This window comes from Bradyrhizobium sp. BWA-3-5, assembly GCF_032917985.1.
GTDB lineage: Bacteria > Pseudomonadota > Alphaproteobacteria > Rhizobiales > Xanthobacteraceae > Bradyrhizobium.
The window spans coordinates 2,282,316-2,293,583 of record NZ_CP136626.1; the positions used below are offsets into that span (position 1 = coordinate 2,282,316).

General features: G+C 62.3%; 10 protein-coding genes. 3 read left to right on the top strand and 7 right to left on the bottom strand.

The window, feature by feature from the left end; genetic code table 11:
- Positions 1 to 128 precede the first annotated feature (128 nt).
- Positions 129 to 980 carry an NAD-dependent epimerase/dehydratase family protein gene (locus RX331_RS10975; RefSeq protein WP_317256578.1) on the bottom strand — a complete coding sequence of 284 codons (852 nt, stop codon included), beginning with the start codon at positions 978 to 980 and terminating at the stop codon, positions 129 to 131.
- Between the two features lie 99 nt (positions 981 to 1,079).
- Entirely contained in the window at positions 1,080 to 1,610 is a 531-nt protein-coding gene (locus RX331_RS10980) for an HAD family hydrolase (RefSeq protein ID WP_317256579.1), read from the bottom strand.
- Between the two features lie 409 nt (positions 1,611 to 2,019).
- Between RX331_RS10980 and RX331_RS10985 the strand changes: the two genes are divergently transcribed.
- Both RX331_RS10985 and RX331_RS10990 read left to right on the top strand, forming a co-directional pair.
- The gene (locus RX331_RS10985) at positions 2,020 to 3,657 is read left to right on the top strand and encodes a carbamoyltransferase (protein WP_317256580.1); all 1,638 of its coding nucleotides are present in this window, start codon (positions 2,020 to 2,022) and stop codon (positions 3,655 to 3,657) included.
- Between the two features lie 13 nt (positions 3,658 to 3,670).
- Complete coding sequence (locus RX331_RS10990) at positions 3,671 to 4,450, top strand: methyltransferase (protein ID WP_317256581.1); 780 nt, start codon at positions 3,671 to 3,673, stop codon at positions 4,448 to 4,450.
- Here RX331_RS10990 and RX331_RS10995 read toward each other — a convergent pair.
- Positions 4,436 to 5,659 (bottom strand): phenylacetate--CoA ligase family protein, encoded by a 1,224-nt coding sequence (locus tag RX331_RS10995; protein WP_317256582.1) that lies wholly within the window; start codon positions 5,657 to 5,659, stop codon positions 4,436 to 4,438. The genes RX331_RS10990 and RX331_RS10995 overlap by 15 nt on opposite strands.
- A 95-nt stretch (positions 5,660 to 5,754) precedes the next feature.
- Between RX331_RS10995 and RX331_RS11000 the strand changes: the two genes are divergently transcribed.
- Entirely contained in the window at positions 5,755 to 6,915 is a 1,161-nt protein-coding gene (locus RX331_RS11000; protein WP_317256583.1) for an AGE family epimerase/isomerase, read from the top strand.
- Between the two features lie 32 nt (positions 6,916 to 6,947).
- On the opposite strand, the gene RX331_RS11005 is transcribed toward RX331_RS11000, so the two are convergent.
- The 4 genes from RX331_RS11005 to RX331_RS11020 all read right to left on the bottom strand — a co-directional run bounded on the left by RX331_RS11005 (position 6,948) and on the right by RX331_RS11020 (position 11,237).
- Positions 6,948 to 7,790: an ABC transporter ATP-binding protein gene (locus RX331_RS11005; RefSeq protein WP_317256584.1), complete on the bottom strand. Its 843-nt coding sequence runs from the start codon at positions 7,788 to 7,790 to the stop codon at positions 6,948 to 6,950.
- 134 nt (positions 7,791 to 7,924) lie between these two features.
- On the bottom strand, positions 7,925 to 9,205 hold the full coding sequence (locus RX331_RS11010) for an ABC transporter substrate-binding protein (RefSeq protein WP_317256585.1): 1,281 nt from the start codon (positions 9,203 to 9,205) through the stop codon (positions 7,925 to 7,927).
- 58 nt (positions 9,206 to 9,263) lie between these two features.
- Complete coding sequence (locus RX331_RS11015; protein WP_317256586.1) at positions 9,264 to 10,337, bottom strand: branched-chain amino acid ABC transporter permease; 1,074 nt, start codon at positions 10,335 to 10,337, stop codon at positions 9,264 to 9,266.
- A 6-nt stretch (positions 10,338 to 10,343) separates the two neighbouring features.
- Entirely contained in the window at positions 10,344 to 11,237 is an 894-nt protein-coding gene (locus RX331_RS11020; protein ID WP_317256587.1) for a branched-chain amino acid ABC transporter permease, read from the bottom strand.
- Positions 11,238 to 11,268 lie beyond the last annotated feature (31 nt).

The window sequence follows — 11,268 nt, forward strand, 5'->3', positions numbered from 1 at the left end:
CAAGAAAAACTGCCGAACGGCGAGATGACGATTGGCCCGCCGGTTCGAATTAATCACTCGGCGCTAATAGCATAGCGCGATTCGAGGTGGTCACGGGCGAGGGCCGCGTGTTTGTCAGATGTTATCTCTCAGGACGGCTTCCAGCCGAGCGCGAGCAGCTTTGTCGGACGGGCGACGAGCGGTTTGCCGACCCGGTTCCAGGTGTCGCCCAAGCCAAACGCTGCAAAGGATAGTTCGATCCATCTCTCGGGGACTGGCACAAGCCAGGGCGAGCGACCCGATGCCGCGCGATGTCGGGAAATCAGATCGGAAACGGTGACCGGCGTCGGATCGGAGACGATGAATGTCTCCCCATGTGCGCGGGGGTCGGTTAGTACCGTGACGATGGCCGAGCAAAAATTGTCGATCGAGAGTACCGATCTTCGGGCCGTCACCGCACCGAATGGCAGCGGTATGGGCAGGTTCGAGACCCTGTGTATGATTGAAACGTTTCCCTTTTCGCCTTGCCCGTAGATCACGACAGGGCGCAGGATCGTAAAACATGCGCCTGACGCGCGCACCGCGTGCTCGGCGGCCAGCTTGGACCGCCCGTAGGCGTTGGCCGGCCTGGGCGGGGCTTCCTCCGTCAGTTCCTGTTCCGAGAATGGTCCGCTCTGCGCGGCGATCGACGAAACGAAAATGAGGTGCTTCTGCTGGCGACAGGCTGCTTTCGCCAGTGCCTCGGTAGCGCGGTAATTGACCAGATTGTATTGCTCGTCGCCGGAAAACCGGTGCGCGACACCGGCCAAATGGACGATGGCGTCACATCTTTCCAGCAAGGCCCGCCAGTCGAACGGCAGGGCAAGGTCGGAAAGGGGAGCCGTGACGATATTGGGATGACCGGGAGCAAGAGCCGTTCTGGAGGCCGCGATGACGCTGAAGCCTCGTGATGCGAGAAAAGCGATGAGATTGCGGCCAACGAAGCCGCCGGCGCCGGTCACGAGCACAGTAGTCGTCATGAAACCCACCGAAGCGAAGCAATTGAACTACGCTCTATAAGTCAATTCTCGGCGCAACGAAAATGGCCTGCGTGCGGTCCGTCAGTTGCCGATGTTTCTGCCTGGGTGCAGGACCGATCGTACGAACTCTGCGAGGTTGCCGCCCGAAAACAGAATGCCATGGACGCCGGCGGCCCGCGCGGCTTCCAGGTCGGTCGGCTTGTCTCCGATGAGGATGCTGCGGCCGATATCGACCGGGAAGCGCTCCAGCAGGTCGGTGATCATTCCAGGCGCTGGCTTTCGCCGATGGCTGACCTGACGATATCGCTCGATCACGGCGTCGGGATGGTAGGGGCAATATTCGAATGCGTCGACGTGGGCTCCGATTCCGGCCAGCTCCGCTGCCATCCACTCATGCAGGGCCTGCACGTGGTGCTCGTCGAAGAAGCCTCTCGCGACGCCTGATTGGTTCGTCACGACGAAAACAAGATATCCGGCATCGTTCGCCGTCTTCACGGCCTCACGCGCGCCATCGATCCATTTCAGCTTGGTGGTCTCGTAGACGTAACCGTCGTCCTCGTTGAGCACCCCATCCCGATCAAAGAAAATCGCCGGTCTCTTCATTCGTTGCATGGAAAGCGGATCGTGGTTTGGGGTGGGCTTGGCTGGTTCATGTAGACCGCGGCATGAAGGCACGCTCGACGACGTGCATCATTTTCGACATTTCGCGCTAGCGCCGAAACTCGCGGACGGTTTTTTTCAACGCCTTAGGAAGAAGCTGAAATCTAGCAGCCCTGTCCAAGATTTGAAAGGCGGCCCTTTTGAAGGATTGGCGGCCAAGCGAAAAAACCTGGGCCGGCGATGTCGGGCGAGCGGCGTCGTGCGCGCAAATCGCTGATTTTTGGGACTTTGAAGTCGGAAAATCGCCTTGATTCACGGCGACTTCCATATAGAACCAGTGGTTTCGCGCGTCGCTTTCCGCGGCCCCCTGGTTTCCCCTTGATCTCTGTTTCAGGCATTTCGCGAGCAGGCACGAAGACGCATGTATGTGATTGGAATCAGCTCCGGCATCAAGCATGGCCATCACGACGGTGCTGCGGTTCTGCTTCGCGACGGTCAACTCGTCGCTGCGGCGGAAGAGGAGCGTTTCACGTTAGCCAAGCATGCTCGTGGAGAACTGCCTCGTGGCGCCATCAACTACTGCCTAAGTCACGCCGGCATCACCATTCGCGATGTCGACTTCATCTGCTCCCCGCTGCGCACTTACACGAACTACGAGCAGCGCCTGATTGAATATTTCAAGTTTCAATTTGGCCATGCCCCGAGGATCGAACTCTACGATCATCACGTGTGCCATGCCGCGAGCAGCTTCTATGGTTCGGGATTTCGCGAAGCCACGGTAGCCTGCTTCGATTTTTCGGGTGACTCCAGCTCGGGACTGGTTGCCCATGTCAGGGACAACGACTTCAAGATACTGACGCGATTTGGCCGGCATAACAGTCTCGGTCTCTATTACGGTATGCTGACCCAGTATCTCGGGTATCAGATGACCAACGACGAGTACAAGGTCATGGGGCTGTCATCCTATGGCAACCCGAAATACCTGGACAAGTTCGCCGGCTTACTGCGTCCGAACGGGATCGATTACGTCCTTGATCCTGAACTCGACAAGCGCAAACGGGACGCCGAGATCTTCACCAGCGATTTCTCGACGCGGCAGGAGCGTATCTTCACTGAAAAAATGGAAGATGTGCTCGGACCCCGCAGGCTCCGCGGTCAACCGCTCGACCAGCGCTTCACCGACATCGCCGCGAGCGGCCAGAAGCAGCTCGAGATCGTCACGACGGAGGTGGTACGCAGCGCGATCGCAATGAGTGGCTGTGCCGATGTCTGTCTCGCCGGCGGCGTCGCCCTGAACTGCAAGATGAACATGGAGATTGCCGCGGAGCCGTCGGTCGGGCGCCTTTATGTTCCGCCGGTACCGCACGATGCAGGCGTTGCATTGGGCGCGGCGATGCTGAAATGCGTCGAGGGTGGCCACGCGATAGCGCCGCTGACGCATGCCTATTGGGGGCCAGAATATTCCAACGATTCCATCAAGGCGACGCTCGACAAGATCGGCGCTCGCTACGACGTGCTGGATGATCCGGTTGCCGCGTGCGTCACCGACCTCGTCGAGCAAAGGACCGTGGGATGGTTTCAAGGACGGATGGAGTATGGCCCGCGCGCGCTGGGCAATCGATCGATTCTCGCCGATCCGCGCTCGCCCGGCATGAAGGATCGTATCAATCTTAGCATCAAGTATCGCGAGGAGTTTCGTCCCTTTTGTCCATCGGTGCTGTATAACAGGCAGGCCCAATATTTCGAGGATGCGTTCGATGCGCCGTTCATGGTCGTGACGTTTCCCGTCAATGAAAAAGTTCGCGAATTGATTCCGGCGGTGGTCCATGTCGATGGCACCGCGCGCATTCAGAGCGTCCACGCCGAGACAAATCCAACCTACAGCCGGTTGCTCGATGAGTTCGGCAAGGCGGCTTCGGTGCCGATGCTGATCAACACCAGCCTCAACATCAACGAGCAGCCCACCGTGAATTCGCCGCTCGAAGCGCTGCACACGTATTTCTGCTCCGGCCTCGATGTTCTGTTTCTCGGCCCGTACCGGTTGTCGAAGCCAAGTTGAAGGAGCTTCCGCGATGCGCAGATTGCTCAAGCGTGTCGTCAACGATTATCTGAGGCCCATTCGCAGAAGCTTGCGGCCGACGCGCCATGCCCGCTTCGGCGGCATCAATATCAGCTATCGCCCTGAGCTCGACGGTGGCGGGACGCATTTCGGGCAGGACTTCCTGCCGTTTTTCCGGGCGCGCGGCCTGCCGAAGCAGGAACGTGCGTTCGAATGGTGTTCGGGACCTGTCTTTATCGGCTTTTCGTTGCTCGGCAATGGCTTTTGCGAGACGCTCTGTCTCGCCGACATAAATCCCCGCTCGGTCGCATCCTGCAGGAATACGGTCGAGGTCAACGGTCTCAGGGACCGGGTCTCGGTATATGAATCCAACAATCTGAGGAACATACCTTCCTCGGAAAAATGGAATCTGGTCGTGAGCAACCCGCCCCACTTCGTCGACGAGGCCTATGATGGACAGTTGCTCGCTTATGATCCGCAATGGCAGATTCACCGCGAGTTCTTCATGACCGTCAGCAAGTTCCTGGCCCCGGCCGGCATGATCGTTCTGCAGGAAAACAATGCGGGGTCGACGGTGGAGAGCTTTCGCGGGATGATCGAGGAAGCCGGACTCAAGATCGTCTTCACGAACGGGGATTCGCCGGCGCTGACCCGCGAGAGCATCTTCTACTATATCGGAATCATGCGTCGCGCCGATGAGCCGCCGGCCTGGGCGCACACCAATATCGAGCGTCAGTGCGGGGGAGCCGGCTGGACGTGGGTGCGGCAGGATCAGGCCTCACCGCTCGTCTGATATCACCTTGCCGTCGTTCGGCAGTGTGCCGACGCCGACCAGTTCGACATTGCCGCCGAGCTTCGTCACCGCGCGCAGCGTCGCCGCGAGCTCGCCCTGTAGCATCTCACCCGTCGTCGCCGTCTCCGCCTTCAGCGTCATCAGATCGCTCTCGCCGGACCGTGTGATTACGAGGCGCAGCCGTCCGAGTTCGCGATGGCGCTTGCCGATCTCGGCGATCTGCTCGGGGCGCACGAACATGCCCTTGACCTTGGTGGTCTGGTCGGCGCGGCCCATCCAGCCCTTGATGCGCATGTTGGTGCGCCCGCACGGGCTCATGCCCGGCAGCGTGGCGGTGAGATCGCCGAGCGCAAGGCGGATCCAGGGATGCTGCGGATCGAGCGAGGTGACGACGATTTCGCCAACGTCGCCCGGCGCCACCGGATCGCCGGTGCCGGGGCGCACAATCTCCATGATGAGATCCTCGTTGACGACCATGCCCTCGCGCGCCGGTGTCTCGAACGCGACCATGCCAAGATCGGCGGTGCCGAACGCCTGATAGGCATCGATGCCCCGCGACCGGACCTCGTCCTGCAGCGATTTCGGGAAAGCCGCGCCGGATACCAGCGCGCGCTTGATCGAAGACACGTCGCGGCCGGCGCTTGCCGCGGCATCGAGCAGGATCTTGAGGAAGTCGGGCGTGCCGCTGTAGCCGACCGGCCGATAGGCCTCGATCAGCTCGAACTGCTGTTCGGTATTGCCGGGGCCGGCCGGGATCACGGCACAGCCGAGCGCCCGCGCCGAGGCGTCGAAGATGAAACCGCCGGGCGTCAGATGATAGCTGAAGGTGTTGAGCACGACGTCACCGGGCCGGAAGCCCGCCGCGAACAGCGCCCGCGCGCCGCGCCAGGGGTCGGCGTGAACGGGCTCGGGTTCGAAGATCGGGCCGGGCGAGGTGAACAGCCGTCCGAACGACCCCAGCGGCCCCGCCACGAGCCCGCCGAACGGCGGCGCGGCCTTGTGTAGGGCAGGGAGTTCCGACTTGCGTAGCACCGGCAGGCGCGCCAGCGCGGCCCTATCGATCACGGCAGCTGGGTCGATGCCCCTCAGCCGCTCGGCATAGGCCGGCGCGTCCAGCGCCTTGCGCAGGACGTCTGGCAGCCGTGAGAACAGCTCGGCCTCGCGTCTCGCCGGCTCGCGGGTTTCAAGGGCGTCATAGTGGTCGGTCATGGCTGATGATCCCGCAGGAGGGGGCCGATTGCGTACCGCCGCTGACGTGCTATCAGACGGCCTCTGCCGGTGTTGCCCATGTTCCAGAGGACGCAATGGTTGAAGGACATACTGCTGCGGCAGGAGATGCCGGCGCTTCGGCGGATATCGTCGCGAAGCTGAAGCTCCGCATCATCGACCACTGCCTGCCGCTGTGGTCCACCGAAGGCTGGGACGGCAAGACGGGCGGCTTCATCGACCGCCTCGACGCCGACGGCCGCGCAGACAGGCTGGCGCCGCGCAGGACCTTCGTCCAGGCGCGCCAGATCTATTGCTATGCCAAGGCCGCGCAGCTGGGTTGGTATCCCGACGGACGCGCGATCGCGCTCAAGGGGCTGGAGCATCTGCTGGCCAACGCAAAAGCCCCCGACGGCAGACCGGGCTTCGTCCACGTGCTGACGCCGGATGGTGCCGTGCTGGACGCGCGGCGCGATTCCTACGACCACGCCTTTGTGCTGCTCGCGCTGGCCACCGTCTACAGTCTCGACCGCGATGCGCAAATCCGCACCGAGATCAACGCACTGTGCCGCTTCGTCGAGACGGACTTGCGCTCGCCGCATGGCGGCCTTCACGAGGGATTGCCTCCCTCGATGCCGCGCCGGCAGAACCCGCAGATGCATCTCTTCGAGGCGATGATCGCGGCGTTCGATGCGACGCATGACCTCGTGTTCCAGGACCGCGCAGGAAATTTCTTCAGCCTTTTTCTGGCCAACCTCTACGACAAGCAGCGCCAGGTGCTCACCGAGTATTTCGAGGAGGACTGGTCGAAGATCGAGCCCATCAGCGTCGAGCCGGGGCATCAGGCGGAGTGGGCATGGCTGCTCCGGGGCTTTGAGCGCATCACCGGCTGCCCGACGGGGCGCTACCGCGGCGAATTGCTGGCGACCGCGCTGCGCTACCGCGACGCGGCGACCGGCTGCTTGGTCGACGAGGGCGATGCCAACGGCAATATCCGGCGCCATACCCGCCGGCTGTGGCCGCAGACCGAAATTGCCAAGGCGTGGATCGCGCAGGCCGAGTCGGGTGAGGCGGGAGCGGCCGACGAAGCGCGCGCGGCGCTGGTGCGGCTCGAACGGCATTATCTCAGCCATCCGGTGGCCGGCGGCTGGTACGACCAGTTCGACCGCGACGGCAACTCGCTGGTTGCCACCATCCCTGCATCCTCGTTTTATCATGTGCTTTGCGCCGTTGCGGAAGCGGAGCAGGTGCTCGCTTAAGTTTCCACTTCGCGCCAAAACGCTCTGGTCGCTCACAGCCACCGCTTTCGCCGCTTGAAGCTCTTCAGGTTCTTGAAGCTCTTGCGCTGGTCGCCGGCGCCGCCGAGGTAGAATTCCTTGACGTCCTCATTGTCGCGCAGTTCGTCGGCCGTGCCGTCGAGCACCACCTTGCCCTGTTCCATGATGTAGCCGTGGCTCGCGACCGAAAGCGCCGCGCGCGCGTTCTGCTCCACCAAGAGGATGGTGACGCCGAGGTCGCGGTTGATCTCCTTGATGATCGAAAACACTTCCTTGACCAATAGTGGCGACAGGCCCATCGACGGCTCGTCCATCAGGATCATCTTCGGGCGCGCCATCAGCGCGCGGCCGATCGCCAGCATCTGCTGCTCGCCGCCGGAGAGATAACCGGCGAGCCCAGTGCGCTCCTTGAGCCGCGGGAAATACCTGAACACCATGTCGATGTCGGCGGCGACGTCGTTGTCGGCGCGGGTAAAGGCGCCGAGCTTCAAGTTTTCGATCGACGTCATGTCGGCGATGATGCGGCGGCCCTCCATCACCTGGAAGATGCCGCGGCGGACGATCTTGTCGGGATCGATGCCGTTGATCCGTTCGCCATCGAACAGGATCTCGCCGCGGATGACCTCGCCGTCCTCGGTCTTGAGCAGGCCGGAGATCGCCTTGAGCGTCGTCGACTTGCCGGCGCCATTGGCGCCGAGCAGCGCGACGATCGCACCCTTCGGCACCTCGAGGCTGAGGCCGCGCAGCACCAGGATGACTTTGTCATAGACCACCTCGATATTGCGCACGCTGAGCAGCGGGGCGGCGGCTGGCACGGTGGTCTTCGCGGGACGATTGAGTTCGGTTGTTTCAGTCATGTTGACCTCACCGTGTCGTCACCCGCGAAGGCGGGTGACCCAGTATTCCAGAGACGCCCGTGATTGGCCGGGAAGCCGCGGCGTACTGGATCCCCCGCCTTCGCGGGGGATGACAGCCTGCTTGTTGCTAGTTCTCACCAGCCCAGCCAGTCGGGCTTGCGCGGCAGGTCAATGGTCTTCACCTTCTCCATCTTGATGCCGCCGTTCTTGACGAGCTCGTTGAGCGGGGCGTCGGTCGCACCGGCGACCTTCATGCGATAGAGATCGACCTTGAGCGTGCCGCGGTGATCGGTCTCGGTGAAGGTCGAGGGATTGCAGATGCCTTCGCCGCCGGCCGGCACCCAGTCCTTCTTCTGGTAGAAGCCCTTCTTGACGTTCTCGCCGGTGGCGCCGCCGTTCTTGGCAGCCCATTCGACCGCTTCCTTCATGTAGAGCGCGGTGCAGACGCCGGCGATGTAGTGCACGGGCCGATAGGTAGTCCCGGCCGCGTCGGACATCTTGGAGATCTCCATGAAGGTCTTCATGCCGGGCGCATTGCCGCCCCATGCCACCGCGGTACGCAGCGGGAACACCACGCCGTCGGCGGCGGCGCCGGCGGCCTTGGCGGCGTTCTCATCCATGCCCCAGACATTGCCGAGGAACTGCACATCCACGCCGGCCGCCTTGCAGGCGTTGAGCACCGAGATGTTGGAGCCTGCGGTATTTCCGAGATAGGCGTAGTTGGCGCCCGAGCTCTTCAGCGTCAGGCACTGCGCGCTGTAGTCGCCGGGCGTCAAGGCGAACACGATCGGCGGCAGCACCTCGAAGCCGAGCTCGCCGGCAATGGCTTCACCGGCCGCCTTCGGCGCGTTCGGGTAGGGATGGTTGGCACCCATATGGACGTATTTCGGCTTGCCGGGCTTGCCCTTGGCCTTCCAGTCCTCGGCGGCCCAGGTCAGCATGCCGCGAAGCGCATCCGAATAGCTCGGGCCGTAGAAGAAGTTGTAAGGCGCGGGCTTCGCCTTGCCGCCGGCGCCGGTCGGATCTGAGAGCGCCGCGGCATAGGAGGCGGAGATGTCCGGGATCTTGTCCTGCGCCAGGAAGCCGGTCAGCGCTTCGGTGTCGGCGGTGCCCCAGCCGAGAATGGCGGCGACCTTGTCGGCGCCCGACCATTTCTTGTACTGCGCGATGGCGCGCGGCACCTGATAGCCATAGTCGACGGTGTCGACATTGACCTTCGCATTGTTGATGCCGCCGTTCTTGTTGATCCATGCATAGGTGTCGGCAACGCCCTGTCCGAACGGCGTTCCGACGTCCGAGGTCGGGCCCGAATAGTCGGCGAGATGCCCGAGCGAGATCGGCGCCTGGGCCGACGCCGCGGTACTGCCCACCAATAGAGCGAGCGAGGCTGTGCTCAACAGAGTCTTCATCGTCATGGACATAGTCCTCCCGGTTACTTCTCGAGGTCTTCTCGTTGTCAGCCCCGTTCCGACCTCAATGCGAGAACGGGTAGAGTTTCCAATATGCCTTGATCTGCCGCCAGCGATGCGCAAGTCCATCCGGCTCGAACACCAGAAAGACGATGATGATCACGCCGATAGCCATCTCGCGCAAGAAAGCGATGTTGTTCTTTAGTCCGAGAAACTGATCGATCGGGCTGCCGCGCAGCGCGACGCTGAGCCACTCCATCGATTCGGGCAGCAGCACCATGAACGCCGTGCCCATCAGCGTGCCCATGACCGAGCCGAGCCCGCCGATGATGATCATGGCGAGGAAGATGATCGAGCGGTCGATGCCGAAACCTTCGTTGGAGACCACCAGATTGTAATGCGCATAGAGCCCGCCGCCGACACCGGCGAAGAACGCGGCAAGGCCGAACGACAGCGTCCGGTACTTGGTCAGGTTGATGCCCATGATCTCGGCGGAGAGATAATGGTCGCGCACCGCGACCAGAGCGCGCCCGTCGCGCGAGCGGATCAGATTGGTGACCAGCAGATAGCAGACGATGACATAGGCCAGCACGACATAGAAATATTGCTTATCGCCGCGCAGCGCGTAGCCGAAGATCGAGAACGGCTCGGCGCTGGCGGGTACGCTCCCGCCGGTGAACCATTCGGCCCGCGCGAAGAAGTCGAGCAGGATGTACTGCGCGGCCAGCGTCGCGATCGCCAGATAAAGCCCCTTCAGCCGCGCAGCGGGCAGACCGAAGACGAGGCCGACCGCGGCTGTGACGACGCCTGCGAGCGGAATGCAGAAGAAGACGGGGATGCCGAACCGGTTCGACAGATAGGCCGAGGTGAAGGCGCCGAAGCCGAAGAAGGCGGCGTGGCCGATCGAGATCTGGCCGGTGAAGCCGACCACGATGTTCAGCCCGAGGGCAGCGATGCCGAAGATGCCGATCTGGATCAACAGGCTGAGGACGTAGGCGCTGACGATGTAGGGCGCAAAGCAGACCAGCGCGATGCCCGCGATCATCGCGTTGCGGCTGGTCGTGGTCGGAAACGCGGTGGTATCCGCCGCATAGGTGGTGCGGAAGTCGCCGGCTGGAATGAGGGTCTGGCCTGCCATAATTGTTTAAATCCGCTCGATGTCTTGGGTGCCGAACAGGCCGTACGGCTTGATCATGAGGATAATGATGAGGGCATAGAACGGCGCGATCTCGTAGAGATTGCCCCAATGCAGATATTCGCTGTCGAGAAAATGCGCGATGTTTTCGAGGAGGCCGATGATGATGCCGCCGAGCACGGCACCCGCAACGCTGTCGAGGCCGCCGAGGATCGCCGCCGGAAACACTTTCACACCATAGGCGGAGAGGCCGGCCGAGACGCCGTTGACGACCGCCACCACCACGCCGGCGACGGCCGAAACGGTCGCCGAGATCGCCCAGGCCATCGCGAACACGCTTTTCACGGATATGCCGAGCGACTGCGCGACCTGCTGGTTGAAGGCGGTGGCCCGCATCGCCAGGCCGTATTTGGAGAGGCGGAAGAACCACGCCATGCCGACCATCATCGCGACCGACACCGCAAGGCTCATCAGGTAGACGGTCTGCACCTGCAGCCCGAGGAAATTGACGTTCTGGGTCTGGAAGATGCGCGGGAACGGCTGCAGGTTGACGCCGAACATCCACTTCATCAGTGCGGAAAACACCGTCGACAGCGCGATCGTCACCATGATCACGGAGATGATCGGTTCGCCGATCATCGGCCGCAGGATGACGATCTGTATGGCGATGCCGAACAGGAACATGAAGACCAGCGTGATCGGCATGCCCAGATAGAACGGCACCTGGTATTTGGTGAGCAGCCACCAGCACACCCAGGCGCCGATCAGCAATAGTTCGCCTTGCGCGAAGTTCACCACCTGCGTCGCCTTGTAGATCAGCACGAACGACATCGCGACGACGCCGTAGAGCGTGCCGACCACGAGGCCGTTGACGAGGAGCTGGATCAGGAGCTGGGTATTCATGCTGATGCACCGAACGTACAGGCTGTCATCG

Bases quoted from the DNA above. Each gene is read 5' to 3' on its own strand.
- RX331_RS10990 (WP_317256581.1), top strand. From the start codon at position 3,671: ATGCGCAGATTGCTCAAGCGTGTCGTCAACGATTATCTGAGGCCCATT.
- RX331_RS10980 (WP_317256579.1), bottom strand. From the start codon at position 1,610: ATGCAACGAATGAAGAGACCGGCGATTTTCTTTGATCGGGATGGGGTG.
- RX331_RS11000 (WP_317256583.1), top strand. From the start codon at position 5,755: ATGGTTGAAGGACATACTGCTGCGGCAGGAGATGCCGGCGCTTCGGCG.
- RX331_RS11005 (WP_317256584.1), bottom strand. From the start codon at position 7,790: ATGACTGAAACAACCGAACTCAATCGTCCCGCGAAGACCACCGTGCCA.
- RX331_RS10995 (WP_317256582.1), bottom strand. From the start codon at position 5,659: ATGACCGACCACTATGACGCCCTTGAAACCCGCGAGCCGGCGAGACGC.
- RX331_RS10985 (WP_317256580.1), top strand. From the start codon at position 2,020: ATGTATGTGATTGGAATCAGCTCCGGCATCAAGCATGGCCATCACGAC.
- RX331_RS11015 (WP_317256586.1), bottom strand. From the start codon at position 10,337: ATGGCAGGCCAGACCCTCATTCCAGCCGGCGACTTCCGCACCACCTAT.
- RX331_RS11020 (WP_317256587.1), bottom strand. From the start codon at position 11,237: ATGAATACCCAGCTCCTGATCCAGCTCCTCGTCAACGGCCTCGTGGTC.
- RX331_RS11010 (WP_317256585.1), bottom strand. From the start codon at position 9,205: ATGACGATGAAGACTCTGTTGAGCACAGCCTCGCTCGCTCTATTGGTG.